This is a genomic window from Thermostichus sp. MS-CIW-41 (assembly GCF_054058915.1).
This window is the reverse complement of the sequence record NZ_JBSSBO010000010.1, coordinates 21,110-46,282: the sequence shown is the minus strand read 5'-3', so window position 1 is coordinate 46,282 and position 25,173 is coordinate 21,110. Positions and strand designations below refer to the sequence as shown.

Annotated in this window: 25 protein-coding genes, 1 tRNA gene, 1 pseudogene and 1 riboswitch; of the genes and pseudogenes, 13 read left to right on the top strand and 14 right to left on the bottom strand. The window is 58.4% G+C overall.

All coding sequences use genetic code 11. From position 1 onward, the window contains the following. The first annotated feature begins 110 nt into the window (after positions 1-110). Positions 111-1,952 carry a hypothetical protein gene (locus ACVWXE_RS04905; protein ID WP_457489720.1) on the top strand — a complete coding sequence of 614 codons (1,842 nt, stop codon included), beginning with the start codon at positions 111-113 and terminating at the stop codon, positions 1,950-1,952. Positions 1,953-1,992: 40 nt separating this feature from the next. Here the strand turns inward: ACVWXE_RS04905 and ACVWXE_RS04900 are convergent, their stop codons facing one another. Further along, entirely contained in the window at positions 1,993-3,186 is a 1,194-nt protein-coding gene (locus ACVWXE_RS04900; protein WP_457489732.1) for an RNA-guided endonuclease InsQ/TnpB family protein, read from the bottom strand. Between the two features lie 239 nt (positions 3,187-3,425). Between ACVWXE_RS04900 and clpS the strand changes: the two genes are divergently transcribed. Further along, positions 3,426-3,731 (top strand): ATP-dependent Clp protease adapter ClpS, encoded by a 306-nt coding sequence (gene clpS, locus ACVWXE_RS04895; RefSeq protein WP_011434126.1) that lies wholly within the window; start codon positions 3,426-3,428, stop codon positions 3,729-3,731. On the opposite strand, the gene cobT is transcribed toward clpS, so the two are convergent. Next, positions 3,680-4,807, bottom strand: a complete 1,128-nt coding sequence (gene cobT, locus ACVWXE_RS04890) for a nicotinate mononucleotide-dependent phosphoribosyltransferase CobT (RefSeq protein WP_041436788.1) — start codon at positions 4,805-4,807, stop codon at positions 3,680-3,682. The genes clpS and cobT overlap by 52 nt on opposite strands. 150 nt (positions 4,808-4,957) lie before the next feature. Between cobT and ACVWXE_RS04885 the strand changes: the two genes are divergently transcribed. From ACVWXE_RS04885 to ACVWXE_RS04870, 4 genes are all read left to right on the top strand, one after another. Continuing rightward, a complete protein-coding gene (locus tag ACVWXE_RS04885) occupies positions 4,958-5,281 on the top strand; it encodes a DUF1825 family protein (RefSeq protein ID WP_011434128.1) in 324 nt (107 codons plus the stop codon). Next, positions 5,278-5,760 carry a Fur family transcriptional regulator gene (locus ACVWXE_RS04880; RefSeq protein WP_457489719.1) on the top strand — a complete coding sequence of 161 codons (483 nt, stop codon included), beginning with the start codon at positions 5,278-5,280 and terminating at the stop codon, positions 5,758-5,760. Before ACVWXE_RS04885 ends, ACVWXE_RS04880 begins: the two co-directional genes overlap by 4 nt. Continuing rightward, entirely contained in the window at positions 5,757-6,260 is a 504-nt protein-coding gene (locus ACVWXE_RS04875) for an AbrB family transcriptional regulator (protein WP_414330730.1), read from the top strand. The genes ACVWXE_RS04880 and ACVWXE_RS04875 overlap by 4 nt, the downstream gene beginning before the upstream one ends. A 132-nt stretch (positions 6,261-6,392) precedes the next feature. Continuing rightward, positions 6,393-7,088 (top strand): chorismate pyruvate-lyase family protein, encoded by a 696-nt coding sequence (locus ACVWXE_RS04870; RefSeq protein ID WP_457489718.1) that lies wholly within the window; start codon positions 6,393-6,395, stop codon positions 7,086-7,088. Here the strand turns inward: ACVWXE_RS04870 and ACVWXE_RS04865 are convergent. After that, a complete protein-coding gene (locus ACVWXE_RS04865; RefSeq protein WP_457489717.1) occupies positions 7,085-7,591 on the bottom strand; it encodes a DUF4168 domain-containing protein in 507 nt (168 codons plus the stop codon). The two genes, ACVWXE_RS04870 and ACVWXE_RS04865, sit on opposite strands and share 4 nt — an antisense overlap. A gap of 21 nt (positions 7,592-7,612) precedes the next feature. On the opposite strand from ACVWXE_RS04865, the gene ACVWXE_RS04860 reads away from it, so the two are divergent. The 3 genes and pseudogenes from ACVWXE_RS04860 to ACVWXE_RS04850 all read left to right on the top strand — a co-directional run bounded on the left by ACVWXE_RS04860 (position 7,613) and on the right by ACVWXE_RS04850 (position 9,906). Beyond that, a complete protein-coding gene (locus ACVWXE_RS04860; protein ID WP_457489716.1) occupies positions 7,613-8,401 on the top strand; it encodes a hypothetical protein in 789 nt (262 codons plus the stop codon). 98 nt (positions 8,402-8,499) lie between these two features. Next, positions 8,500-9,053 (top strand): annotated as a pseudogene (locus ACVWXE_RS04855) (IS5 family transposase); the annotation flags it as partial. A gap of 94 nt (positions 9,054-9,147) precedes the next feature. Beyond that, complete coding sequence (locus tag ACVWXE_RS04850; protein ID WP_414389982.1) at positions 9,148-9,906, top strand: TIGR00297 family protein; 759 nt, start codon at positions 9,148-9,150, stop codon at positions 9,904-9,906. Between the two features lie 321 nt (positions 9,907-10,227). Here ACVWXE_RS04850 and ACVWXE_RS04845 read toward each other — a convergent pair whose 3' ends face one another. The 4 genes from ACVWXE_RS04845 to clpP all read right to left on the bottom strand — a co-directional run bounded on the left by ACVWXE_RS04845 (position 10,228) and on the right by clpP (position 13,578). Beyond that, on the bottom strand, positions 10,228-10,560 hold the full coding sequence (locus ACVWXE_RS04845) for a ribulose bisphosphate carboxylase small subunit (protein ID WP_011434136.1): 333 nt from the start codon (positions 10,558-10,560) through the stop codon (positions 10,228-10,230). 8 nt (positions 10,561-10,568) lie between these two features. Beyond that, entirely contained in the window at positions 10,569-10,976 is a 408-nt protein-coding gene (gene rcbX / locus ACVWXE_RS04840; protein ID WP_011434137.1) for a RuBisCO chaperone RbcX, read from the bottom strand. Positions 10,977-11,042: 66 nt separating this feature from the next. After that, complete coding sequence (locus tag ACVWXE_RS04835; RefSeq protein ID WP_011434138.1) at positions 11,043-12,467, bottom strand: form I ribulose bisphosphate carboxylase large subunit; 1,425 nt, start codon at positions 12,465-12,467, stop codon at positions 11,043-11,045. Positions 12,468-12,975: 508 nt separating this feature from the next. After that, positions 12,976-13,578 (bottom strand): ATP-dependent Clp endopeptidase proteolytic subunit ClpP, encoded by a 603-nt coding sequence (clpP, locus tag ACVWXE_RS04830; RefSeq protein ID WP_011434140.1) that lies wholly within the window; start codon positions 13,576-13,578, stop codon positions 12,976-12,978. A gap of 391 nt (positions 13,579-13,969) precedes the next feature. On the opposite strand from clpP, the gene ACVWXE_RS04825 reads away from it, so the two are divergent. Beyond that, a tRNA-Glu gene (locus ACVWXE_RS04825) sits at positions 13,970-14,042 on the top strand. A gap of 377 nt (positions 14,043-14,419) precedes the next feature. On the opposite strand, the gene ACVWXE_RS04820 is transcribed toward ACVWXE_RS04825, so the two are convergent. Then, positions 14,420-14,767, bottom strand: coding sequence for a DUF1815 family protein (locus ACVWXE_RS04820; RefSeq protein ID WP_011434143.1), 348 nt, complete (start codon positions 14,765-14,767; stop codon positions 14,420-14,422). A 485-nt stretch (positions 14,768-15,252) separates the two neighbouring features. Between ACVWXE_RS04820 and ACVWXE_RS04815 the strand changes: the two genes are divergently transcribed. Further along, positions 15,253-16,500 (top strand): URC4/urg3 family protein, encoded by a 1,248-nt coding sequence (locus ACVWXE_RS04815; RefSeq protein ID WP_457489715.1) that lies wholly within the window; start codon positions 15,253-15,255, stop codon positions 16,498-16,500. Here the strand turns inward: ACVWXE_RS04815 and ACVWXE_RS04810 are convergent. Continuing rightward, positions 16,497-17,870, bottom strand: coding sequence for a cobyrinate a,c-diamide synthase (locus ACVWXE_RS04810; RefSeq protein ID WP_457489714.1), 1,374 nt, complete (start codon positions 17,868-17,870; stop codon positions 16,497-16,499). The genes ACVWXE_RS04815 and ACVWXE_RS04810 overlap by 4 nt on opposite strands. Positions 17,871-17,886: 16 nt before the next feature. Further along, positions 17,887-18,651, bottom strand: coding sequence for a cob(I)yrinic acid a,c-diamide adenosyltransferase (gene cobO, locus ACVWXE_RS04805; protein WP_457489713.1), 765 nt, complete (start codon positions 18,649-18,651; stop codon positions 17,887-17,889). A gap of 132 nt (positions 18,652-18,783) precedes the next feature. Here cobO and ACVWXE_RS04800 point away from each other — a divergent pair, with 132 nt between their 5' ends. Further along, on the top strand, positions 18,784-19,152 hold the full coding sequence (locus tag ACVWXE_RS04800; protein WP_011434147.1) for a hypothetical protein: 369 nt from the start codon (positions 18,784-18,786) through the stop codon (positions 19,150-19,152). A 67-nt stretch (positions 19,153-19,219) separates the two neighbouring features. Continuing rightward, positions 19,220-19,331: riboswitch (SAM riboswitch) on the top strand. A 312-nt stretch (positions 19,332-19,643) separates the two neighbouring features. After that, entirely contained in the window at positions 19,644-20,903 is a 1,260-nt protein-coding gene (gene metK, locus ACVWXE_RS04795; protein WP_457489712.1) for a methionine adenosyltransferase, read from the top strand. A gap of 20 nt (positions 20,904-20,923) precedes the next feature. Here the strand turns inward: metK and ACVWXE_RS04790 are convergent, their stop codons facing one another. The 4 genes from ACVWXE_RS04790 to ACVWXE_RS04775 form a co-directional block, all read right to left on the bottom strand. Further along, positions 20,924-21,442, bottom strand: coding sequence for a MogA/MoaB family molybdenum cofactor biosynthesis protein (locus ACVWXE_RS04790; RefSeq protein ID WP_414399829.1), 519 nt, complete (start codon positions 21,440-21,442; stop codon positions 20,924-20,926). A 36-nt stretch (positions 21,443-21,478) separates the two neighbouring features. Continuing rightward, the gene (locus tag ACVWXE_RS04785; protein WP_457489711.1) at positions 21,479-22,006 is read right to left on the bottom strand and encodes a hypothetical protein; all 528 of its coding nucleotides are present in this window, start codon (positions 22,004-22,006) and stop codon (positions 21,479-21,481) included. A gap of 176 nt (positions 22,007-22,182) precedes the next feature. After that, positions 22,183-22,581 (bottom strand): hypothetical protein, encoded by a 399-nt coding sequence (locus ACVWXE_RS04780; protein WP_457489710.1) that lies wholly within the window; start codon positions 22,579-22,581, stop codon positions 22,183-22,185. Positions 22,582-22,950: 369 nt separating this feature from the next. Next, positions 22,951-24,912, bottom strand: coding sequence for a hypothetical protein (locus tag ACVWXE_RS04775; RefSeq protein ID WP_457489709.1), 1,962 nt, complete (start codon positions 24,910-24,912; stop codon positions 22,951-22,953). Positions 24,913-25,173: the final 261 nt, after the last annotated feature.

Here is a 25,173-nt window from a genome sequence, read left to right as displayed (position 1 = left end):
GTGGATCCTCGGCTTGACAAAATGCGTTTCGGTTGCAGCATGCTACTTCTCTAAGGATTTTCCACTACGATAGTTGTAGCAGAGCTTACTCTTCCCGTCCGAGAGGCCCAATGAATCCGCCGACCAGCCCCACCCCAACCGCCATCGAGCAGGAAAAGTTTGAGATCCGCTTGGGAGAAGCCCTCAACCGAGCAGGACTGCTCACCCCCGCCCAACTGGCTCAGGCCATGTGGGAAAAGGCCGATACCCCCTTGATGTTGGGGGAGCTGTGTATGCAGCACGGCTGGATTGCCCCCCAAGATCTCTATCCGTTGATCCCGGTCGAACTGGTGCGTATCGGCGAGATCTTGATGCTGCATGGGTATCTGGAGCTGGAGCACATCCATCAGGCCCTGATTCAGCAGCGGCAGCACCCGGAGCGCAAGCTGGGGGAGATCTTGGTGCAGCAGGGCTGGGTACAACCCCACTGGTTGGAATGGGCCTTGGACAAGCAACAGCGGCTGCGGTGCCAGAAAGGAGCTGCCAACAGTTGGGAGGTGATGGTGGAGCAGTGGTCCACCATTCCCGATCAGCCCCCTCTTTATGTCTCCCCTCTACAGGTAGCCCAAGAGACCTACAGAGTTACCCAGCAATACAAAGCCCAGCTGGAGCGCTACCAAGAGCAAATTGCCATCTTAGAAGCGCAACTGGAGCAGCAGCGGCAGCAGCAACAGCTTCTGGTCGAACAATCGCTGCAGCAGGTTGCCGACCATCAAGCCCGCCAGCAGGAGCAGCAGCAGCGCATTGCCCAATTGGAAGCCCAAATCCAGCAGGGCACTGAACAACAAAAGGCTGCCCAGCAGCGCATTCGGGAACTGGAGGAGCAACTCCAAGCCCAGCAAACTCAGGGATCCGCGCAATTGCAAGCCGCCCAAGCAGAGCTGGAGACCCTGCGGCGCCGCTGCCACGAGTTGACAGAATGGCAATCTCAGGCCAGACACCAGCTGCAAGAGCTGGGATCCCAACTGCAGGAGCAGCAGAAGATACAGCAGGATCAGGCACAGCAGCTCCAAGAGCAAACCCACCTGCGTCATACTCTGCAGCAAATGGAAGCCCAAGTGGCCGCCCTGAACCAATCGCTGCAGGAGCACCAACATCAACTCCAACTGGCCCAGTCTACGAAGCAGCGCTTAACTGCCGACCTGGCCCACGTTCGCCAAGAAGCTGCCGAGGCCACCCACCGCCTGCAAGTGCAGCTCCAAGAAACCCAAGCCCAACTGCGAGAAACTCAAGATCGCTTGCAGCAAGCCCAAGCCCAAGTGAGCCAGCTCCAGGCCCAACTGCAAGCGGCTCAAGTGGAAAACCGTGCTCTAGCTGCAGCGCTAGCCGAAGCCCGGCGAACTTCCCCACCTGCAGCTGCACCGACCCCAGCTTCGGAGAAAGCCCGGCCAGAGGCAGAGGATCTCAAGACCCTGACCGTAGCCGACTGGGCAGCCGAGCTGAGTGCCCCAGAAAGCGAATTGCCCCCGCAGCAATATTTGGGGGAAGAGGACTTGGAAGCCTTGCAGCGGGCCACCCCCTGGGTACAGCGGGTGTTGACCCAATTGCGGGCGGCTGGCCTGATCGACAATGCCGGCATCGAAACCGTCATTCACGCTTGGGAAAAGGAAGGGGGCACCTTCACGGATGTGCTGGCCCACCACAGTGGCCTCAAGCCGGAGACCGTCAAATTTTTCAGCGAAGGGGGCTACTCCGTTCAACTGGCGGGGGGACGCCACGTGGCCGACTACCTCAAGGCTTCTGGATTGGTCAGCGCCGCCCAAATCGAACAGATCCAGAAGCACCTGCCGCCAGGGGGATCCCTGTGTCAGGCCCTTGCCCAAGCCGGGATTCTACGCCGGGCCACTGCCCTGTATTTCGAGCGCCACTTCGGCGGGCAAAAGCCCCGCCGCCCGCTGCGGGAAGAGCTTTAGAGGAACCATGCTCTATCGGTAAACTACCCGGCTCCGACCGCTAAGCGGTACGGAGCGGGCTTTCAGTAGCCCTGAGCCTGTTCTGCTCTACCAGAGAACAAAACAAGCCCGGACCTCTAGGCTGGTTTACGACAGCCCCCAAGAGCGCAATCACATTCGCACCATTCAAATCCGCATCCCCTTCCCATCCACAGTGCCCACACTTGAACGACTTGCCACTGCGGTAGGATTGCGCAGGATCGGGATGGATATGCAAACACTTGTGGCAGGTCTGCGACGTGTAGGCGGGCGGCACAAGAATCAGAGAAACCCCTGCAACCCTCGCCTTGTACTCCAGAAACTGACGTAGTTGGTAGAACGCCCAACTGTTGGCCCTGCGCCTTTCGGTTTTGCTGCGGGGTTGTTGATTGACCCTTTCCCGGATCCCTGTCAGGTCTTCCAGGGCGATAGCGCTGTTTGTGGTCTTTGCCCTAGAGACAATAGCTTTGGAGATGCGATGATTGACCCACGCCTGAAAGCGCCTCTCCTTGCCAGACAGCCGTTGCAACAGTTCTCTGCATCTGCGCCGCGAACTGCGGGTGCCCTTACTGGCTTTGCGTTGGAGTACCGCCCTCAACCGGGAGTAGTGGTCTCGGACTCTGTTCAACTGCTGTCCATTCCAGTTGTCCCCCTCTGACGTATGGGCAATATCTGTCCTCCCCAAGTCCACCCCGATCACCTTGTCGGTATCTTGTTGCTTGGGTGGTTTTTTCTCTACGCAAATCTGGATGTAGTAGGAGCCATCTTTGCGCTTGACCAGGGTGGCAGATTTGGGGTTGGAACCAGCCAGCATCCCACGCTGGTAGTTGCCAATGACCAGTTCAAAGCGTTCTCTCCCTTCCACCGTGGTCAGCGACACCGTCCAGTCTTTTTGACGGAACGAAAAGATGCGAGCGTCGTAGGTAACAAAGCCGCTCTTAAACTCCTTGACGGGACGCTTTTTCTGCTTAGCCACTTTGCGGGAACCCGCTACCCGTCTGCACACCTGTTGAGCCAAGTTGCTAGACAAGCCAAACCGGGCTCGAATCTCGTAGTAGCAAAGGGATTGCAGCTTGACCGCGTTGACGATCTTCTCCGGCGTGTTCTGGTTGACCCAGTTCAAGGCTTGGCCAAAAGCCTCCATCGTCGCGTCCAATTTGGCGGCTTGCGACGGGGACGCCTTGAGCTTACAGGATATGGTCAGGACTTGGCTCATAAGTTCATTGTACTTCATCAAAGCGCATTCCTCCCGGCACTGACCCTACGGGTACAGTGCGGGGCTCCTGCGATTTCTAGCTGACGCCAACGACCGACAAGGGATCCGAATACAGACACAAGCTGCCAACAAGATGCCAATTAGACTAGAAACTAGATAGAGATAGATCATCAGAAGCGACCGGTTTCTCACCCCTGAGAGACCCAAGTTACTCGGTAGTTGTGTCGATCTCTTCTGCTATGACTACGGAAGCTCCAACTCGACCTGCTCAGCAGTTCTCGCCCTCGAGAACCCAGGTTCGCCAGCCCTACCCCCACTTCAAGGTGATCGTCTTGGATGACGATTTCAATACCTTTCAGCACGTTACGGAATGTCTGCTGAAATACATCCCCGGCATGACTTTGCCCCTAGCGCGGCAACTGACCGTGCAGGTGGATGCCGAAGGGCAAGCAGTTGTTTGGGTCGGCCCTCAAGAACAGGCGGAGCTCTACCATCAGCAATTGCTGCGGGAGGGGTTGACCATGGCCCCCTTGGAGCCGGCCTGAAGCACCAGGCGTTCGTAGCTGCGCTCAACTGCTGCCAACAGCTCCGCTTGGCCCCAACCGGCGTAAAGGCTGCTGGCAATGGCCAGCCCACCCGCCCCCACCCCTTCCTTGACATAGCCCCGCTCGTAAGCCTGTAGAGGCAGATAGCGGCTATTGGCAAAGCTCAGTTGGGTGGCCAAAAGGGGAGCAACCCCCAACAACTCTGCCAAGGCCACCGTATTGCCCGAGGGATCCTCTGCTACCCAGCGGGTGGTTCCCACCACCACGTTCTCCGGGGGCCAAGGGATCCCCTGCTCTTCCCCCCAGCGCTGCATCAAGGCCAGCACCGCCAACATTTGGGTTCCTCCTGCCAGCAGCACCGCTCCCCGTTGCGCTGCGCCCATCGCCAACCCGGCCACAAAGGGCTGCATAGGATCCCCTACTGCCGCCACCACCTCAGCAGCAGAAGCTCCCCTTGGCAGACGGGCCAATCCCTGCCGGGCCAAGGCCAGCTTTTGGGCGTGGTTGCAGACCGGGTGGCTGCTGTTTACCATGCCCTCTGCTGCCCACCCCAGTCCCAACAACACCGCCAGCGCCGTGGTGGTGCCCCCTGCCACACACTCCCCAATCACACAGTAGCCTTGCTCCAGCCGGGATCCGCGGTCGTACCCTTCTTGCCAAAGGGATCCCACCTGCTCCAAAGACAGAGCCTGCCCTGTGCTCAAGCAGCGGGCTACCCCCCCAGAGCTCACCATTTCTGCCCCCGGCAAAGGTTCCGGCAAGCCACAATCGAACACTCGGCACGGGATCCCCAACTCCCTCAGGATGGCGCAGCTGATCACCACTGGGGAAGGATAGCCATCGGGAGAGGTGGGCAAGCGGTGAGAATGGCCCGCCAGCAACACTTCGCCATCGGCAAGAGCCGTGTAGCGACGCAAGGAGGGGGTAGCGCCGGCAGCCGAAATGCCGGGAACGAGAGCCGTTTCGGTAAACCCCAAGCAGGCCAGAAACAGAGGTCGGGATCCCTGCACCCGTTCGCACCACCGCCGGGCCACAGCCGGCTGAGTGTAAGCCTTAACACAAGGAAACGGAAGCATACCGGACACCGAGGCAAACAAGCCAGAGTCTATCCTGAGCCAGAAGGGCGGGATCCCGTACTCGCAGAAGGGGTTGCCTCCTGCTGAGGCAATCGGATTCGGATAGGATGGGTATACCCAATGCAGTTTATTCAGGGCAAACGGAAGGCCATGAGCTTCTTCGACTCTGAGATCGTCCAAGAGGAAGCCAAGCAACTGTTTCAGGATTTCCAAAACCTGATGCAGCTTGGTCAACGGTACGGCCAATTCGACCGGGAAGGCAAAAAAATCTTCATCGAACAGATGGAGGAGTTGCTGGAGCGCCAGCGCATTTTCATGAAGCGGCTGGAACTCTCCGACGACTTTATGGCTCAAATGACCATCAAACAACTGCAAACTCAGCTTGGGGGGTTTGGGCTCTCCCTGACCCAAATGTTTGACCAGATGCACCAGACCCTAGAGCGCATGAAAGCTGAGGCAGACGCTGAGCGTTGACCCCCAAGAACGACCTACACGAAGGGATCATGTCTTCTTCCCGCCAGACCCGCAACCAGAAATTGATTCTGGAGGTGCTAGAGCATCGTTCACAACCCCTTTCGGCGCAAGAGATCTTTCTGGAGTTGCGCAATGCCAACCACACCGTCGGTCTGGCCACGGTTTACCGAGTTTTGGATGCTCTGCGCAATGAGGGCAAGCTGCAAGCGGTCAACTTGGGAGACCAGCAGACCTACTACCAGGTTCTGCCCAGCAATGGCCACAACCGCCACCACCTGATCTGCACCGAATGTCGGCGGGTGGTGCCTTTGCCCGATTGTCCGGTGGAAGATTTGGAGGCACAGCTTTCCAGTCAGTACCAATTCGCGATCGAGTACCATGTGCTTGACTTCTACGGCGTCTGTGCCCAGTGCCGTAGAGGGGTTGGGCCAGGCCCGGACTCACAGCGTTCCTCTTTTCTCAAAGCTAAGCCCAAATGATGAGCTATCTCTGGACGGTGTTGATCGGGCTGGCCGGCGCCCTGATCGGGGTCAAGCTGAGGCTTCCGGCGGGAGCACTGGTGGGCTCCATGGTGGCGGTGGGTTTGGTGAATGTCTGGGGAGCGATCCCAATTCCCGCTCCCCCAGCCGGGATCCGTTTTGCCATGCAGGTGGTGTTGGGCATTCTTTTGGGTACTAAGCTCACTGCCGATACGCTTCTGGCCCTGAAAGATCTGTGGCGACCAGCCCTGCTCTGTACAGTGATTGCGGTGGGCACGGGGGTCTTGTCGGGGTACCTGATCTCCCGTTGGCTGGGGATCGAGCGCTTGACTGCCATCTTGGGCACAGCTCCAGGAGGCATTTCCGACATGAGCCTGATAGCCCTGGACATGGGAGCCCAAACCAGCACAGTGGTGGTCATGCACTTGGCACGCCTGATCAGTGTCGTCGTGGTCGTCCCCTGGGTGGTGCGACTGCTCGTTCAGCCGGGCACGAGTTAGCTAGACCGCCGGGAAGCCCCGCCCTCTGTGCATCAGCATGAGTGCCGGAGTATGTCACGAAAGTCCTCGGAGCAGAGACGGTGGGTGGGTTAGACTAGGGGCGATACAGAACTTAACAACTGAACCGCCGCCTTGGAACTTTCCCCCTCTCCCCTCACCTGCCATGCCGCCGCTTCCGGATCCCCTTGGAGCGCTGCTCTCCGTTCTGCAGATGGCTCTTTGGGCAATGTCTCCTCTGGCCAAGGCGATTGGTGGCCTCTACAGCTGCATTGGCAGGGGGAGCCAGACCCGGTACAGCCTGAGCTGGTGCAGGTGGATCCCGTGCTGCGCTTGCTGCTTTTGGGGGATGGCTTTACCACCCGTAATCTTGCTGCCTTGATCCAAGAGCCGATTCAGGCTCATCTGCTGGACACGGGCCGGGTTGATTTACAGGCAGAGCAGGGCACTGCCCCCAAGTCCATGCAACAGCTGGCCAGAGATTTGGGGCGGCTGGGATCCCCTTTGATGCGGCGGCGGGTTTGGCTGTGCGGAGTAACCTCTCAACAGCCCTTGCTCTATGCCACCTCTTGGTGGAACTCCGAACATCTGGTTCAATACTTGCCCCATCCCGATCGGCCCATTGGCCAAAATCTGATCCAAGAAAAACTGGAGACCTTTCGCGAGCTGCGCGGCCTTTACTACGGCGAGGCTGAGCCGGTGGCCCGGCTGCTACGGTGTTCCGGTCCCTTCTGGGCTAGGCATTATCTTTTGTTGCACAGGGGCCAGCCTTTGACCGTCATCTACGAGGTGTTTTCTCCACGGCTGGCCGCAAGGGCCCTGTCCCGCTAGCGCGACGGAGACCTCCAACGGCGCACGGCTGCGGTGATGGCGGCTGCCACCTGCGGATCCAATTGGGCGCTGGCGGAGATGCGCTGATAGTCCTCTGGAGTCAGTTGATGGGCGACGATGATCTCGGCAGCAGCAGCCTCAAACTGTTGTTCGATTTGCCGACGTTCCTCGCTGCTGTTGGCCTGTTGGAGGCGATTTTGGGTGCTCTCCAGAAGAGGTTGCACCGCCGGGAGGGTGCGGGCAAAGCGGTCAATCTGCTCAGGAGAAGGTGGAGAGGTGGCTTCAGAAAGACTAGCCGGGGCCGAGGTCATCGTCTCTGAAGAGGTTGCGGGCAGATCCCCATCCCATCCGGAGTCTGGCCTGGGCGAGGGAGAGGGATCCGGGTTGGCAGGAGCCTGGAGGGCCACTCTGCCGGCTGCGTCCAAGTCTTGGGCCGGGTTGAAGGCATTCCAAAGGGCCAAGCCCGCCAAACATAGAGCAGCCCCTATCAGTCCAGCACTCAAGAGCAATTTGGCGGCAGAACCGTGCCCGCTTCCGATCTCTACAGCTTAGGTGCCACCCTAATCCACCTGCTCACCGGCCAACACCCGGCGGATCTGCCCCAGGAGGGAGCCCGGATTGTGTTCGAGCAAGCGGTGCAACTGAGCCCGCCCTTTCGCGACTGGCTGCGGTGGATGACGGAACCTGTGGTGGCGGATCGTCCTGCTTCCGCCCGGCAGGCCCTGGAGGCGCTGGAGCATTTGGATCGTCGTCCCGCCTTGATTCCCTCAGACGCAGCAGCAGTCCCTACTCGACAGCCAGCAGGCAGCCGGATTCAACTGCACAAGTCCGAACAGACCTTTCAGGTGGTGATCCCGGCCCGGCAAATCGGTGTTTTGGTGTTGCTGCCTTTCGCCATCGCTTGGAACTCCTTCATCACCTTTTTCACGATCATATCGGTTGGGCATGCGCCTTTTCCGGCCAATCTGATGTTTGGCCTATTCACCCTGCCCTTCTGGACGGTGGGGTTGGGGATGGTGGGCGGGATCCTCTACGGTCTATTCGGCAAAGTCCACCTACGGATCGACACAAAATACATTCGCCTGGCTCACGAGGTGTTTGGCCTGAGGTTTCGCAATGTTCCCCCCAGTCGGCGATGGGATATTGACCGGCTAGAGCTGATCCCACGCCAAAGCCCACAGTTGAACATCTGGGCGGGCAACCGCAAATACGAGTTGGGAGCGGGGATCCCTTTGCAGGAGCCAGAGCTGGAGTGGTTGGCCTCGGAACTAAGCCGTTGGCTGAAGATCCCAGTTGAACGGCAAAAGGTGTAGTCGTTAGGTTTTTTGCATTTAGTTATGATAAGGACAGTTTTTGGGTAAGGTCTGATGAGTTATCTTGCTGCAGATCACAGCAAATAAAATAGCAAAAAATTATAGCTTTCCTGAAAACAGAATCCAGATCCACATCGGCAAAGAGGCAGGATGCAAACAGTTTATCCAAGGCCTGCTGTAATAGCTCGCTCTGGATCCCTGTGGCGCTACCTCCCAAAAAGATATGGAAAATGATACACCAGAGATTCCATCGCTGGAGTTGCTTGGGAGTTTGGGAAAGACCCTGACTTAGAGCATCTTATCCTTGACTCAACTGTCGTTCGTGCTCACCCCTGGGCAGCCGCAAAAAAAGGGGAGCAAGCTTTGGGGAGGAGTCGAGGTGGATACAGCACTCAGATCCATGTGAGTGTGGATGGTTTGGGGAAGCCGTTAGTGTTTAGAATCACAGCAGGGCAAAGCAGGATATTACCCAAGCAGAGGCATTACCAGAGAGTTGGCAAGAAGAGCATACGAAGGTGATAGGGGATAAGATTCTCAGGAATTCAGGGAGAGGATAGACAAGGGAAGGCCGGGTGCTGATTCCTTCTAAGAGGAATAGGAGGGTGGTGGGAGATTTGACCGGCACGTTTACAGGGAGAGGCATTTAGTCGATAAAAGATTTTTTTGCGATTTAACACGGATTGCTATATTGGTGCTTGTGCTGAGAATTATCTGGCCAAATTGCTGTGGCTAAAGTTTAAGGGTATATGTGGCAGGCGTGGCTTCTGAGTCAGTGGGGGGTGGCACTCTGGCTCAACCTGGCTCTGGTGGTGCTGGGTCTGCTGAGCCCTCAGAAAGCTCTGACGCGAGCAGGGGTCATCCACGCGGGCCTGCTGGGCTTGCTGGTGTGGGGGGGGCTGGGCGGGCGGGGCTACGCGGTGGTAGCCGCCTATTTTTTAATAGGGACAGCCGTAACCAAGCTAGGGATCCGGCGCAAGCAGGCGCAGGGGATCGCCGAAAAGCGAGAGGGGGCGCGAGGGCCGGAGAACGTCTGGGGATCCGCTTTAACCGGGGCAGTATGTGCGCTAGGATACGCTTTCTTCCCGCATCCCCTGTGGTGGTTGGGATACAGCGCCAGCTTTGCAGCGAAATTGGCCGATACCGTCAGCAGCGAGGTGGGGAAAGCCTATGGCCGCAAGACCTTTTTGATCACCACCTTCCAGTCCGTGCCGGCGGGCACAGAAGGAGCCGTGAGCCTAGAGGGATCCCTGGCGGGGGTGGCGGCAGCGGCAGGGATGGCCGGGTTGGCCTGGGGGATTGGCGGGGAGTGGGTGGGGGAAAGCCCATTTTGGTTGGGCATCTGCTGGCTGGCTGGGATCCTGGCCACCCTGGCGGAAAGCTGGATGGGAGTGGTGTTACAACCCCGTTTGGCCTGGATGACCAACGAAGTTGTAAACAGTATTCAAACAACCCTGGCCGCTCTTCTGGCGGTAGGGCTGGGATCCCTTATGGGCATCGGATCCTAGAAATAGGGTCACCATGAACTACCCCACCGTATAGGCAGATGGGGTTTCTAGTGCCCCATCCCCTTAACAGTGAGGTTTTTGTCCCTTCCTCTGTCCCAGTTGCTTCATAGACCCGCAGGTCTCTGAAGGAGTGCTGCAACATCCGAGACCAACGAGGCTGGTTCCCAACCCCGGTTGCCCGTTGACGGCAACGTTGTACATGACCATTACCGAACCACGGTCTCTATTGCCGTGCCACCGAGAACGGCCATACAAAGAAGTCAAGCCAGGAGGCTTGACCAAAAGGGGAGAAGCTCTCCCCTTTCGCTGACCAGAGCTCCCTTAGCGCAGGCCGCTGGGCTTATAGACCAGGAAGCTGAGCACTTGGCACTGCTTAATGTTGTCGAACCCCACCACGCGAATGAAACAGTTGGGGTAGGCGCTGCGGCAAGCCTGCACTTCGCTGAGCACCTCCTGGGGAGAAGTGGCACTGAACAGGGGCAGCTTCCACAGCGTCCAATAGCGAACCGTCGGTTCAGAAGATTCGTTGAACTCTATGGCCGGGATGTAGCCCTGATCCAAGATGTACTGCACCTGCTTGATGATCTGCAGATCCGTCAGCGGCGGCAGATAGGAGAGGGTTTCGTAGCGGCGCTCTTTTGGTAAGGTTTGCATGATCGGTGTCACTCCGTTTCGAGCCTAGGGTTTTGTGGGGGGGATCCCGCTTCCGGGTGGGTAACGGGTAGGGATCCTGTTGCTGAGGTGATCCGTTCCAGATGATTGCGGCGGTGCTCCATGTTGGCTTGCTGGATGCCGGCTTTGGCCATTTCCGGCAGGTAATCGACCACCTCCGCAGCAATGTGTTCACGAACGGTCATGATGCGATAGGCCAACTCAGGACGCTCAGCCAGCAAAGCCCGCAGGTAGGCTTCTCCATCCTGAAGGTTTTGCCGAGCGGAGAACTGCTGTAGCCAAAGGGCCCTGGGGGGATCTGTTTCGCTCAGTTGGGCCAGCACCGTGCGCATCGCCTGATAAGTCAGGTAGCTGATCAAGGTCTTGGCGGTGTCTTTGGCGATCTGTTTCAGATCCATTGCCGATCCAGGGAGGGGGCCAGCAGGGCAAGAGAACCGTAGGGATCCCTTGCCCCCAGCAGATCTCTAGAGGGTGTCGACGGCCTTGAACTCGAACTTGATTTCCTTCCACAGCTCGCAGGCAGCCGCCAGCTCTGGTGACCACTTGGCTGCTTCCCGGATAATGTCGTTGCCTTCGCGGGCCAGGTCTCGACCTTCGTTACGAGCTTGGATACAAGCCTCCAAGGCCACCCGGTTGGCGGTTGCGCCCGGCGCATTGCCCCAGGGGTGTCCCAAGGTTCCGCCGCCAAACTGCAGCACCGAGTCGTCGCCGAAGATTTCCACCAGCGCCGGCATGTGCCAAACGTGGATCCCACCGGAAGCCACTGGCATCACCCCTGGCATGGAAGCCCAATCTTGGGTGAAGAAAATGCCGCGGGAGCGATCGGCCTCTACGTAGTTTTCCCGCATGAGATCCACAAAGCCCATCGTGATGGCGCGGTCGCCTTCCAACTTGCCCACCACCGTCCCAGAGTGCAGGTGGTCGCCACCGGACATGCGCAAACACTTGGCCAACACCCGGAAGTGGATGCCATGGTTCTTCTGCCGGTCGATCACCGCGTGCATGGCCCGGTGAATGTGCAGCAGAATGCCGTTATCCCGGCACCACTTGGCCAAGCTGGTGTTGGCAGTGAAGCCAGCTGTCAAGTAGTCGTGCATGATGATAGGGGCGCCCAACTCCTTGGCAAACTCGGCCCGCTTGAACATCTCTTCGCAGGTGGGCGCTGTCACGTTCAAATAGTGGCCCTTGATCTCGCCGGTTTCCGCTTGGGCCTTGTGGACAGCCTCCATCACGAACAAGTAGCGATCCCGCCAGCGCTGGAAGGGCTGGGAGTTAATGTTTTCGTCATCTTTGGTGAAGTCCAGGCCGCCCCGCAGAGCTTCATACACGGCCCGCCCGTAATTTTTGGCAGAAAGGCCCAACTTGGGTTTGATGGTGCAGCCCAGCAGCGGACGGCCATACTTATTCAACTTATCCCGCTCCACCTGAATGCCGTGGGGAGGGCCTTGGAAGGTTTTCAGGTAGGCCACCGGAATTCGTACATCTTCCAGCCGCAGCGCCTTTAGGGCCTTAAAGCCAAAAACGTTGCCCACAATCGAGGTGAGCATGTTGGTCACCGAGCCTTCCTCGAACAGATCCAGCGGATAGGCGACGAAGCAGAAGTACTGGTTGTCTTCGCCGGGAACCGGCTCGATGTCATAGCAGCGGCCCTTGTACCGATCCAAGTCGGTCAGCAAATCTGTCCATACCGTTGTCCAGGTGCCCGTCGAAGACTCAGCCGCCACAGCCGCCCCGGCCTCTTCGGGAGGAACACCCGGCTGAGGAGTAACCCGGAAACAGGCCAAGACATCGGTATCCTTAGGCGTGTAGTCGGGAGTGTAATAGGTGAGTCGGTAATCCTTCACACCGGCTTGATAGCCGCTTTTGGATTGGGTTGCTGAGTAGGCCACGTTGATCTCCCTCTGAACGAATTACAGAACCAGAAAATGCCCTTCACGGATGCAACCAAGAGGAAAAACTCAGGGCCAAAACTCGAGACCGCCGAGTTTCCGTGAATAAGACCGCCCCACAACCATGAGGCCAAAGTTGGGCTTTAAGACACTCTTCATCCCGGCGGATGGAAGCCCTAAACCCTTCTTTTCGAGCGCCTTCAATCACTAGCTTCGACTCCCTGGATTTGCAAACCCAGCGGAAAGGAATTTATACAGCGCCTAAGCTAGAATCTCGGCAAACACAACTCTATATAGGTTTAATCCTAAGCTACCATCCGCAATAATGGGCTGATCATTACTTTCTTTATGAGTTTGATTAGTTTAATTAAAGTAAGACCCCCTGCTTCCCGCTGAGAATACAGATTTCTTTGGCTTTCTTAATATCCTTCGGGTGGGATCCCCGGCCAAAACCAAAAGCTCCCTTCTTTGAGGGAGCAGAGCAAACCCACCCGCAGGGCCTGGACGGTCAAGAAACGGCTGCCAGGGTTGGCTGGGGTCTCTTGCTGATCACCTGGTCGATAAGGCCGTACTCTTTGGCTTGTTCTGGGGTCATGAAGTTGTCGCGGTCGGTATCTCGTTCGATGCGCTCTAGAGGTTGACCGGTGTGGTAGGCCAGCAAGCTATTGAGGCTGTTTTTGATGAAGAGGATCTCTTTGGCCTGAATTTCAATATCGGTAGCTGGCCCCTGAGCTCCACCAAGGGGTTGGTGGATCATGATGCGGGCGTGGGGAAGGGCAATGCGCTTGCCTTTGGTGCCCCCTGCCAGCAGAAAGGCTCCCATGCTAGCAGCCAAACCAATGCAGATGGTGGAGACATCCGGCTGAATGTGCTGCATGGTGTCGTAAATGGCCATGCCAGCATAGACAGAGCCGCCGGGGGAGTTGATGTAGAGGTAGATGTCTTTTTCAGGGTCTTCGGACTCCAAGTAGAGCATCTGGGCCACAATCAGGTTAGCAATGTCGTCGTCCACCTGGGTGCCCAAGAAAATGATCCGATCCCGCAAGAGACGCGAGTAAATGTCAAAGGCGCGCTCGCCTCGCGCAGATTGCTCAATAACGGTGGGAATCATGCCAGTCCAAACGATGGGTCAGTCCTTACTAGTGTAGTCTAAGCCACCGGACGGATGCTTTGCTCAGGACGACTCACCGGCCCGCCTCCGTACGGGGCTCGATGGGGTGTGAGCCGGCTAGAACAGCAAAGAGACGGGGTGGTTATGGCGGGATCCCTCTTCTTCTGGGATGTGGAACGGGTCTGAGGTGTAGCTTTTTAACGATGGGGGAAGGCGAAGCCAAGATGGACGTGATCCCAGATGAACCGATCGTGATTGCCAGCCTGCTGAGCCTGGCTTTGCTGGGGATCTTGATTCTGAACTTGGCAGGGCGTGGGTCTGGGGATGCAGATTAAAAGGTTGACAAGCTTACTTATCCTTCTTTAGGATTAGGATCGCCTTGTCGGAGAGCGCCCCCATCGTCTAGAGGCCTAGGACACATCCCTTTCACGGATGCGACAGGGGTTCGAATCCCCTTGGGGGTATAGAGACGAATAAGGTCTGCTTCAGGGCTTTCTTCCAGGCCCAGGGGCGGTTGTTGCATTGTCTTGGGGACAGGGGTTTAAGAGGCGTCAGAGTCAGGGGAGAGATGAAGCTGTCGACACGGGATCCCTGGCAGCAGTGACGCCCTGCCTGGAGAGTCTTCACGGCCATAAGCATACAAACCCGGAAAGTGGGTCATCCGGGATCCCCATACAAGCGGCATGGGCAGCCAGCCAACTGCCACTCCGTCGAGGGGGATCCCTATTCCACCCTTACTCCTCAACAGGGGAAAAATCTCCAAAGCAGCGGCCTAGAAGGTTAGGCTTAGTTGTCCAATCGGCTACGGCTTGGGTTTGAGCAGACCTAGGGCCTGCCAGGATCAGGTGCTGGCCACCAGAGCTTCAGCCGGCGTGGCGGCGACCAACAGCTCATCTTTGATAAGCTCTGCCAGCTCCTGCAGTTGGCGAATCGCCTCTGCCCCTTCCAATTTCATAAGCTCCCGGTCATCCCGCATTTCTGTCCAGCTAATGGAGCATTCGGAAACCAAAAAGCGGATTAGGTGCCCCTCTCGTAAACTGACCATAAACGAGGCACTCTCGAAAGACGTACCACAGGTGTAGCAAGAGGCTGGGTAGCCCCGCTTCTCCAAAACGATGGCCAGGGCCTGCAAACTCATCACCAGATCTTGAACATAGCTGCGGTATTGTTCCGCCAACCGTGTGAACATCACGCTCCTCCCTAACGGATTGGCACTTTTGGGGCTTAGCCTAGCTGCAAATGACCTAACTAGTAATTTATGCTTAGGGCTAGGATTACATCTATCATAACAATCGACAACCCCTCAAGGAAGTGGTTAAGGCCACAGAGTAGGCGAAGTCTACTTCAGTCAAATGTAGTATTCAACACTTCTCTTAACAGGGACATCAAAATTTACCTCGAGTCAATGCTCTTATCTATCGGGATCCTCACCCAGTGCTTGGCCCAGTCTTTTCTCAAAATGGCTCAGGGCTGCTCGTGTCAGCAGGACAGTTGCCTCAAAGCTTTCTCTTGCAAGGGTCTCACCGATCGCGAAGTAAGACGCGGTCTTTTGACAAGAGACCGGCGGGAGTGTCAAGTGGGCCAAGGCTTGCAGACGAATGCAGATCAAGGTGGGTTCCCGCCCGATTATGCTGAGAAAACTCCCGGCATGGACAATTGAGAAGGAACGGCTTGATGCTGACACCTGTTGATCTGGAGAAACGAGTGGCTTATTTGCAGAGTCCCCAAGCCATTCGGGATCGCTGTCAGTTGCTATTTGAAAGGGTTTTGGCCGATGAATCAGAGCACTTTCGCCTCGACCTGAACCGGCTGGGATCCGTAGCCGACTATGTGATCACCACAATGCGGGCCCATTATCCCAACGGGGAAATTCCCTTCCACAGCCGCTGGCAACATTTTCAGGTGGGATCCGGGGAGCGCCTAGCCCGTTTGGAAAATCGACTTAAAGACATGGATCCGCTGGAGCGGCTGCGATGCAAGTGGGATCTGGCCATCGTCAGCGTGTTGCTGGACGCAGGCGCAGGCTCTGCCTGGAAGTACTGGGATCCAGAAAGTCAGACGGTGGTGGGTCGTTCCGAAGGTTTGGCCTTGGCCAGTTTCGACTGGTTCTGGCAAGGTGGGTTTTCCAGCGATCCCCAGCAGCCTCTGCAGGTGGATGCGGCGGGCCTGGAGCGGATCACCTTGGCGGATTTGGCAGCAGCTTTCCAGGTGGGGCCGGAAAATCCTTTACTGGGACTGGAGGGGCGCTGGCAACTGCTGCAAAGGTTGGCACAAACTTTGCGGGCTCAACCTCAATACTTTGGATCTGGTCACAATCTTCCTCGTCCAGGCCGGTTGTGGGACGCCATCCAGCCTGAGGATCCCAGCGGTGGGATCGAGGCAGCACAGGTCTTACAGGCGGTTCAGAGGGGGTTTAGCTCCATTTGGCCTGGGCGAGTCTCGCTGGCCGGGATCCCTCTGGGGGATGTCTGGCCCTATCCCCACCTGCCCCAAACGGAGCCGGGGAGCCATTGGGTGCCTTTTCACAAGTTGTCCCAATGGATGACCTATTCCCTGCTGGAGCCGTTGCAGCAGGAGGGGATCCCAATCGGGGGTTTGGATGAGCTGACGGGTTTGGCGGAGTATCGCAACGGGGGGCTGTTTGTGGATTTGGGGGTGATCCAGCTCAAGCAGCCGGAGATTGGGCAGCAACCGCATCCCCCAGATTCGACGGTGATTGTGGAGTGGCGGGCCCTGACGGTGATTTTGCTGGATCAAGTTGCCTCCTTAATCCGGGAAAGGCTTGGCTGCTCTGCCCAAGAGTTGCCCCTGGTGAAGATACTGCAAGGGGGAACCTGGACGGCAGGGCGGCAAATCGCTGCCCAGCTCAGGCCAGATGCTTCTCCTCCCATCCAACTGCTCAGCGATGGCACGGTTTTTTAGGGATCCCCTTTCGAGATTCTTAAGAAGTTCTGTAATAATCTCAGGGCCAAATCAGGACGGGATCCCCAGTGCAGATGCAGGTACGAAGCGTGAAGGCGCTCGGTGGCCCATCCTTCCTGTTGAAGCTGGGCGGGGGATCCCCAGCTGTAGATTGGGCTGGGGGAGATGGGGGTGCTGCGGGAGCGGTGAAATTCATGCCCGCGCAGGCGATCCCCGGCTGGGGCCAGCAGGGTTGGGCGCAAAACCGCAGCTTCGCGGTAGCCCAAACACAGCCGGTTGGCCATGTCTACTGTGATGGGCAACAGCCCGGCCATCGGGTAGGTCTTTCCCTGAAAATCGGTAAGGGATTGGCCCAGCACCATCAGTCCGCCGCACTCGGCGTAGAGGGGTGGGTGGGTGGGCGGGGGAGGTTGTTGGTTAATTCTCTCAGATAGAGGTGCTGCAAACAATTCCGGGAACCCTCCCCCCAGCAGCACGCCGTCGCAGGGCTCCGGTGGCCATAGCCCCACCTGGAGGGGGGAATACTCCAGCAGCTCGGCTCCACAGGCCCGCAACAGATCCAAGTTGTCGGCGTAGTAGAAGTTAAAGGCGTGGTCTTGGGCCACCGCCACCCGTACCTGTTCGCAGCAGCGGGACGGCCACAGCTCTCCCACCGCCGGAGGAAGCGTCCGAATCAGGGGCAATAGGCCATCCCAATTGACGTGTTGCTCCGCCAGCTCGGCCCAGGCAGCTTGCCAGTGGGGGAAGTGATCCAGTTCTGAGACAGGCACCAACCCCAGGTGTCGGCTGGGCAACCGCAAATCCTCCCGCCGGGGAAACTGGCCCAAGACCGGGATCCCCACTGCAGCCGCCGCCTGCTGCAAGATTTGTCCATGCCGCTCCGAGGCCACCCGGTTGAAGATCACCCCGGCAATGGAGAGGCGGGGATCCCAGCGGCTCAAGCCGTAGAGCAAAGCGGCCACCGTCGTTCCCATGCCACTGCCATCGATCACCAGCACCACAGGGATCCCGAGCAGGCGGGCCACATGGGCGCTGCTGGCAAAAAAAGGCTCCGTTCCGCCCTCGGGGAGGGGCAGGGATCCCGGCGCTCGTCCATCGAAGAGGCCCATTACCCCCTCCACAATGGCTCCATCCTTGCCCTGGCAATGGTGGCGAAAGCAGCGCTGCACAAAGTCCTCGTCGGTCAAGAAGGGATCCAAATTGCGACAGGGGATCCCGCTCACCGCTGTGTGAAACAGAGGATCGATGTAATCCGGCCCCACCTTGAACGGTTGGATGCGCAGGCCCCGCCGTCTCAGAGCGGCCAACAGAGCCAGAGTGATGGTGGTTTTGCCGCTGCCGCTTGCCGCTGCCGCCAGCAGAATGGCCATCTTTCCTGCCCAAGGGTTAGAACTCGATGCCGATTTGCGCCTTGATCCCCTGGTCGCGGAAGGGATGCTTGACCAAAGTCATCTCCGTCACCAGATCGGCTCGGTCGATCAACGCTGCCGGCGCGCCCCGCCCCGTCAAGATCAGGTGAACCCGCTCCGGTTTCTCCGCTAGCCCGGCCAACACCCTGTCCGGCGAGAGATATCCCAACTTGAGGGCGACATTGATCTCATCCAGAAGCACCAACTGAAACTCCCCGCTGGTGAACAGCTCCCGCCCCTTTTCCCAGGCCGCCTGTGCATGGGCGATGTCTCGCTCCCGATCCTGGGTTTCCCAGGTAAAGCCCTCTCCCATGGCGTAAAAAGCTATTTTCCCCAGGCCCAGCTCTGGATGCTCGGCCAATTTCCGCAATAGCTTGGCTTCTCCTGGATCCCAGGCCCCCTTGATAAATTGCACCACCCCCACCGACAATCCCTGGCCGAGGGCGCGGAAGATCATGCCAAAGGCAGCCGTGGTCTTTCCCTTGCCCTGCCCCGTGTGCACGATGATCAAGCCCTTGTCATCTCGCATGCCCGACAGACGCTGCCGCTGGATCTGCTGGCGTTTTTGCATTCTTTGGCGATGCCGCCAGTTTGGGTCAGCCTCTGTGCCCGGTGAGCTATCGCAAGCAGCCTCAAGTTCTGTTGTCGAGGGGGGCAGGGGCTGGGATCCCGAAGCCGGTGCAGGCCAGCCAGACAGGGCGGGTTGGGCCATAATCATAAAAAAAATTGAGATTCGCCACACAAGCTGAGGGGAAGGTGCTGTGCCTACGGCAGGGGAACTGCACCGCTGACGCGACTGTTAGGGCAAACTCAAGTTCCCCCACAGCAGACCGCCCCCATCCTAATCCCTCATCTGGTTGCATTGGCTGGGATCATGAGAGAACCGGCTGCTGCTTTCCGAGATAGCCTGCTAATGTACTGCTTCATCTGGGCAGTGCTGGCAATAGGGTGTTTTCAAGTCTTGCCCCGCATCCAAGTCGTATCTGCCGCCGAGTTGCAACCGTGGCTAGCGCCCAGCTACTTTGCAGGTCTGGGGGGATCCCTATTGGCAGCCTTGGGATCCCTGTTGGCCATCTCAGCCGAAACGACGCCAAATCCTGCCGACAAAAAGCATCTGCACCGCTTGGCTTGGGGATTGGGGACAGTTGGCTTTCTCGGCGTTCTCTCCCCCCTGGGCTTGGCCGGCGCATTCTTTCTCAAAGCCGCTCAGGGGACAGACTGGTGGCAGGGTCTGTTTGGCTGAGGCCGCCCACAGCTCATTTTTTTGACAAATGGATCAAGGTTGGGGGTACTATAGGGACAAGTTCCGTTCTTTATCCAGAGCAGACTGAGGGATCAGGCCCAATGAAGCTGCGGCAACCCGGCGGAAGCCTCCGCTACGGTGCCAATTCCTGCGGTTAGTCAGTAACCGAAAGATAAAGGCAATAAAGTTTTCTCTAGAGGATAGCCCTCTTTGCTGAGGGAATTTATCTGGCGACTTTATCCTTTAGCGGCTCCCATAGCTCTGGTCGCGGCAGTGGGGCAAGGCTTTCGCGAGGGCGCTGGTCGCGTCAGCGGTTTGGGTCACCTGCTGTTTGCTGGGCCTTTTCCCTGGCTGGGTTGGGGCTGGTTGCGTTGGCGATGGGGAGCACCTAGAGATCCCTGGCCGACTCTCTCTCCCACGGATGATGAACGAGCGGGTGAGCCTTGTTTTTTGTTCAGGTTCTCAGTTCTAGCTTTTAAGGAGAAGGTTCGTTGTCCAAGTCGTTTTTGTTTTCCTCGGAGTCGGTGACGGAGGGGCACCCCGACAAAATCTGCGATCAGATCTCCGATGCCATCGTGGATGCCCTCTTGACGGCGGATCCCCTCAGTCGGGTGGCCGCCGAGGTGGTGGTCAATACGGGCCTGGTTTTGTTGACCGGGGAGATCACCTCGCAAGCGCAGGTCAACTTCACCCGTCTGGTGCGGGACAAGGTGGCCGAAATTGGCTATACCGATGCCAAGAATGGGTTTTGTGCAGAAAGCTGCGCGGTGTTGGTGGCTTTCGATGAGCAATCTCCCGATATTGCCCAAGGGGTGAATGTGGCCCTGGAAAGTCGCGGCTCCCAGGAAGATCAATTCGACTTGGTCGGGGCCGGGGATCAGGGGTTGATGTTTGGCTTTGCCTGCGATGAAACTCCCGAGTTGATGCCCTTGCCCATTAGCTTGGCCCACCGCCTCAGCCGCCAGTTGGCCACGGTTCGCAAAAACGGCACCCTGCCCTATCTGCGCCCGGATGGCAAAACGCAGGTGACTGTAGCCTATGAGGAGGGTCGCCCGGTGGGCATTCACACCCTGCTCATCTCTACCCAGCACACGCCCACGATTGGCACCCTTACGGAAGAGGCAGCGGTACAAGAGCGGATCCGCGCCGATCTCTGGGAGGCGGTGGTCACGCCGGTGTTTGCCGAGCTGCCCATCAAGCCGGATAGCCACACCCGCTTCCTCACCAATCCCACCGGCAAGTTTGTCATCGGCGGCCCTCAGGGAGATGCGGGCCTGACCGGACGCAAGATCATCGTCGATACCTACGGCGGCTATTCTCGCCATGGGGGCGGGGCCTTCTCCGGCAAGGATCCCACCAAGGTGGATCGCAGCGCTGCCTATGCGGCTCGTTACGTGGCCAAGAACATCGTGGCAGCTGGCTTGGCGCAAAAATGTGAAGTGCAGGTGAGCTACGCCATTGGGGTAGCCCGCCCCATCAACATTTTGGTGGAAACCTTTGGCACAGGGCGCATCCCCGACGAAGAGCTGTTGCGGCTGGTGCAGCGCCACTTCGATCTGAGGCCGGCAGCCATTTTGGCTCAGTTCCAACTGCGGGAGTTGCCTCGCCAACGGGGAGGGCGCTTCTACCAAGACGTAGCGGTCTATGGGCACTTTGGGCAAACCCATCTGGATCTGCCCTGGGAGCGCACCGACAAAGCTGCTCTGCTGCGGGAGGAGGCTCTCGCCAAGGCGACTGCCATCCTGGCCTAGGGGGGGGACGGTCTGCTCCCTCAATGTTTGCCCTGGTGAAGCTGCTTGACCAGGTGGGGTAGCTCCGGCAGGATCAGGCTGCGCATAGCCAGTTGCACGGCTGCTGGGGAGCCAGGCATGGAAAAGATCAAGCACTTTCCGTGGATCCCGGCGATGGCCCGAGAGGCGATGGCCCGACTGCCGACCTGGGCGTAGCTGAGCTGACGGAAGATCTCCCCAAAACCGGGCAAGGTTTTCTCTAAGAGAGCCTCAATGGCGTCATAGGTGGTGTCGCGGGGGGCGATGCCTGTGCCGCCATTCAACAAGATCACCGGCAGGGATCCGGCCCAATCCTGAACCTGCTCTCGAATGAGCTGCGGTTCATCTCGGAGAATGCAATACCTCTCCACCCGGTGGCCGGATTCCTGGAGGGCTGTGCAGATAAACTGGCCGCTGTGATCGGTTTCAGGGGTGCGCGTGTCGCTGACGGTGATCACCCCACAGGGCAAGGCGGCAAAAATGTGCTCCGCACCGCTGTCGCAATCGAGGGGAAAGTTCATGGCCAGGATCCCTGAGGAAAGAGAGTGGCAAGCCCATCAAGACTGTCCCTGAGGGGGCTCGGCAGGAGTTGGAGGGTCAACGACCGTCTGCTGGAGCTCTAGGATCCCTGAGGACTCTGCCCCACCAGCACGGGCGAGTTGGGGAGGAGGGGACTGGGCAAGCAGGCGGCGCAGCTTGGGGGGAAGCTCCTGCAACTGCTCCAACAACAAGTTTAGAGATATGGCCGGTTCTCGGGAAAACAGGGATCCCGCGGGGGGTACCGGCGGCAGAGGAGAACAGGCAAAGGCAGCCGCAGCCAAAGAGCGGATCCGCTCCTGCTGCTCCTGCCAAAGGAACTGGCCGATTTCTGGGGGAAAGGTAAGATGAGGAGAGCCGCGACGCTGCCAAAGGCGGAGAAGCTGCTCCACAGAGGCGGCCTTGTACCGCCCCTGGTAGAGGGCTTCTAGCAAGGCTGCCGGGATCCAACGGGCCGGGAACGACTGGCCCCAGCGCTCCACCCAAACCTGGCTGGGTTGACCTTCCAGCTCAAACCCATAGTGCTCCAGAAAGGTGGCAGGATCCATCAGCCCATGGCAGCCCAAGGAAACTCAACCCAAGCTAGTCCAGATCCGCCGAGACAAAGGGGAGATAAAGCCTTTCTCCCTGGATCTCGCAAGACAGCTCTCGTCCAAGAATACCCCTATTTGCCTTTCATGAAGGCTCTGTGAAGAGGCTATAAAGCTGCAAAGCTGCGGTACGCTTAAAGACTCAGTGGCTGAGCCGAATTTTGCCGCAGCCGATCCTCCAACCACCAACGGCTGTAGGGCAGGCCATGGCTTTGCAAGGTGTAGAAGGCGTAGCTGCGGCGGCTCGGGTCGGCGGATCCCCCCCAGCGGGCCAACACCGGATAGGTAAGAGGAAACCAGCGATCACTTTGGCCGGGATCGAACGCTGGCGAGCCTCCATAGCCAAACTCAGAAAAGACGGTGTACCGATAGAAGATCAGATCCCGGTGCATCTGCAGCCGTAGCCGCTGCAGTAAGGCATAGCCCCCCGCTCCTAACCCCGCCAAGAAGCCGGCAGTGAGGGCCACCATTGCTACGGGACGAAGGGGAAAGCGGCGGGACGAGGGCGCAGCAGGAGGGGTAGCTGGATTCATAAAACCCAATCCAAATCAAAGCAGGCGCCCCCACTCTACTCGATACTCGACTGTGTTGGAAGACAGAGGGAATGCCCACAGCCGTTTCCAGCCGGCTTGAGACGCCGGCCCTCTGCGCCACCCAAGGTCATCAGTCTTACCCCTGCCTGAGAGGGATCCCGGCCAGCCATTTCTTGGAAAGGCTCTGCTGTATTGCTTTATCGTTGTTTCAAACAAGATTAAGACACTTTGCCGCCGACTCCTACCCCCACAATAAGAGGGGCGGCTGCGCCGCTCTTCTAAAACCCTTGCCTTTGACCATTCCTGCAGTGCATCCCCCGATTTCTTGGAGGCCTGAGTTGCCAGCACCCTTTCAGGATAGGCTCTCCCTTAGCCGGCGGTTGCCATGGCCTTCAACCCCTTCAAAATCAGGTAGTCCAGAATACTGGTGTTCTCCTCGCCGCGATAATTAAAATTGGAGCGCACCAGCCACAGCCCCTTCTGAGTGCGGCAACAGAGGTTCAGCAGCGTGCGGGCCAAAATCTGTTGACGCGCCTGTAAATCCCGCGCCGCATCGAAAACCTCCCCGTCCCATTCCGGCGTCAGCACACGGCTGTTGTAGAGCACATGCCAGAGGGAGCGGGACCAGCTGGGGTTGGTGATATCAAACCAAAATTGGTAATCCGCCTCCAAACCCCGAGTGATGTAGGCCCCCGGAGTTGCAACTACCAAGTAACGGGAATAGTCGGGCTCGAAGCGGCTGCTGCTGGGGGTCTGTCCCGAGCGGATCATGGCCAAAAAGGCGGGATCCCCTTCGGCGGGGAAGGCCTGGCGAAACCGCCGTGCCGCTTCCATCAACACGCGCAGCAGCTCTTGATCCTGAGAGGAAGCAATCGCCGGGGCTAAGTGATCGGCAAAAAACTGCTGGAAGAAAGCGGCCAATGAAGGGCCGGGATGATAGCCGCGCAGCCAATCGAACAGTCGCTGGTAGCGCTCCAGGTTGGCAAACCCCACCCGCTCTGGCTGCCGTACTGCCGTTCGGGGACGCAGAGAACGCCCCACCGGATCCCAGGTATCTTCGGCCAACAGAGCTGCCCGGATGGGATCCAGCCCCAGCACCCAGCTCAACATCAGCCGCCAAGCCGGCAAAGTGGGAAAAGCACCCCACTCGGGATGGGCCAATTCTGCTGCCGTCAGCACCGCCCGCACCAAGGGATAGCGGATCAACGCCGGGAAGGGGGCAATCGACAAAACCGGCACTTCCGACAACTGCTCCTGCAAGCTCAGGCTCACCCCCACATCCATACGGGGCAGCAAAACAGCAATGCGATGGGCCGGGATCCCGGCCCCCAAAAGCCGGCGAATTTGGGCAACCATCACCTCCACTGCCGCAAACTGGGTCTCTTCCTCCAGCGTTTGCACCAGCGGCAGTCCTCCCCCCTGCGGCTCGGGCAGCGGATGGGAAAACTGGGGATCCAACACCCGCGCAATCTGCACCCCTAAGCGGATCATGCCTGCTGAAGCGCGATGGCTCCCCTCCAGAAACCGAACCTGCGTTTTTGCCATCAAGAAGTCAGCTACTGCCTCTGGGATCCCGGTCAAGGAAACCCCACCACCAAGGGTGTAGCTGAAAAATTGACTTTGCAGATGGGATTGCCCCTGCCGGTAAAACTCCAGCGCCACGGCACAACTGTCTTCCGCCTGATCCACAATCAGGTGATCCCACTCTTGCCAAAACTCCGCCAGCGGCAGGATGTGCTCGCCAAACAGCCGAATTTGCAGGCCAAAATCCAGGGATCCCAACCGAAGCGCTGCCTCCCACAGCCGACCCACACAGCAGCCCATTGCCTGCAAAGCCTCTGCCCGCCGCGGATCTGCCTCCTCGGGCCAAGCCCGGGCCAGCCGGGATCCCACCACCTCTGCCGGCAAACCCGAAGCCCCCGCAATATAAGCAGCACTGCTGATCTGATCCCAGATCTGGAACTCCTTGAGCCCGACCCCGGCAAAGGCTTCCCCATGCCGAGGGCACAAAGCGCAGGCTCGTTCGCAGAGAAATTGAGTGAGATCTTTGGCCAAGGGGATCGGCTCAAACTGAGGAGGCAACTGAGGAAGGCGGGCACACACCTGCGGCCAATGATCGGCCAGAGAGCGCCCAACCCGCTGCAAGAACGTCTCGATCCGCCACGGCCCCACCAAGCCCGAACTGGACTGCTGCAAGCGCCGCAGCACCTCATCCGCTTGCCGTTGACTCCGCACCAAAAATAAGACCCGGCCCGGATCGGCTCCTGCCTGCAACAATCTCCGATAGTGATCTACACAAGCCTGGGTCAGCCCACTGCCTGCCCAGCCCATTACACTTTGGAAGGGAGATGGCTTCCCTGGCCAATGGCTCTTTTCTTCCACTTGAGCTGCCCTTACCCTCTCCGGCCTCTCCAACCAACCCATTTTCTCAGCAAAAGTCTGGACAAACGGGCCTTCGCTTCATTATGATTGTTTTCCGTTGCCAACTGAGTCCATCCGCTTTGGCGACCCGGCGCGCTGCTACACCAGATACTGCCTCTTTAGCAGGTAAGTCTGAGCAGCTCTCAACAAAAGCAGTTTGGCGTGCAGCTT

What these genes read in the sequence shown, in the direction of transcription:
- ACVWXE_RS04905 (WP_457489720.1), top strand. Translation starts at nt 111, where the DNA reads ATGAATCCGCCGACCAGCCCCACCCCAACCGCCATCGAGCAGGAAAAG.
- ACVWXE_RS04900 (WP_457489732.1), bottom strand. Translation starts at nt 3,186, where the DNA reads ATGAGCCAAGTCCTGACCATATCCTGTAAGCTCAAGGCGTCCCCGTCG.
- clpS (WP_011434126.1), top strand. Translation starts at nt 3,426, where the DNA reads ATGACTACGGAAGCTCCAACTCGACCTGCTCAGCAGTTCTCGCCCTCG.
- cobT (WP_041436788.1), bottom strand. Translation starts at nt 4,807, where the DNA reads ATGCTTCCGTTTCCTTGTGTTAAGGCTTACACTCAGCCGGCTGTGGCC.
- ACVWXE_RS04885 (WP_011434128.1), top strand. Translation starts at nt 4,958, where the DNA reads ATGAGCTTCTTCGACTCTGAGATCGTCCAAGAGGAAGCCAAGCAACTG.
- ACVWXE_RS04875 (WP_414330730.1), top strand. Translation starts at nt 5,757, where the DNA reads ATGATGAGCTATCTCTGGACGGTGTTGATCGGGCTGGCCGGCGCCCTG.
- ACVWXE_RS04850 (WP_414389982.1), top strand. Translation starts at nt 9,148, where the DNA reads ATGTGGCAGGCGTGGCTTCTGAGTCAGTGGGGGGTGGCACTCTGGCTC.
- ACVWXE_RS04845 (WP_011434136.1), bottom strand. Translation starts at nt 10,560, where the DNA reads ATGCAAACCTTACCAAAAGAGCGCCGCTACGAAACCCTCTCCTATCTG.
- rcbX (WP_011434137.1), bottom strand. Translation starts at nt 10,976, where the DNA reads ATGGATCTGAAACAGATCGCCAAAGACACCGCCAAGACCTTGATCAGC.
- clpP (WP_011434140.1), bottom strand. Translation starts at nt 13,578, where the DNA reads ATGATTCCCACCGTTATTGAGCAATCTGCGCGAGGCGAGCGCGCCTTT.
- ACVWXE_RS04820 (WP_011434143.1), bottom strand. Translation starts at nt 14,767, where the DNA reads ATGTTCACACGGTTGGCGGAACAATACCGCAGCTATGTTCAAGATCTG.
- ACVWXE_RS04815 (WP_457489715.1), top strand. Translation starts at nt 15,253, where the DNA reads ATGCTGACACCTGTTGATCTGGAGAAACGAGTGGCTTATTTGCAGAGT.
- ACVWXE_RS04810 (WP_457489714.1), bottom strand. Translation starts at nt 17,870, where the DNA reads ATGGCCATTCTGCTGGCGGCAGCGGCAAGCGGCAGCGGCAAAACCACC.
- ACVWXE_RS04800 (WP_011434147.1), top strand. Translation starts at nt 18,784, where the DNA reads ATGAGAGAACCGGCTGCTGCTTTCCGAGATAGCCTGCTAATGTACTGC.
- ACVWXE_RS04790 (WP_414399829.1), bottom strand. Translation starts at nt 21,442, where the DNA reads ATGAACTTTCCCCTCGATTGCGACAGCGGTGCGGAGCACATTTTTGCC.
- ACVWXE_RS04785 (WP_457489711.1), bottom strand. Translation starts at nt 22,006, where the DNA reads ATGGATCCTGCCACCTTTCTGGAGCACTATGGGTTTGAGCTGGAAGGT.
- ACVWXE_RS04780 (WP_457489710.1), bottom strand. Translation starts at nt 22,581, where the DNA reads ATGAATCCAGCTACCCCTCCTGCTGCGCCCTCGTCCCGCCGCTTTCCC.
- ACVWXE_RS04775 (WP_457489709.1), bottom strand. Translation starts at nt 24,912, where the DNA reads ATGGGCTGGGCAGGCAGTGGGCTGACCCAGGCTTGTGTAGATCACTAT.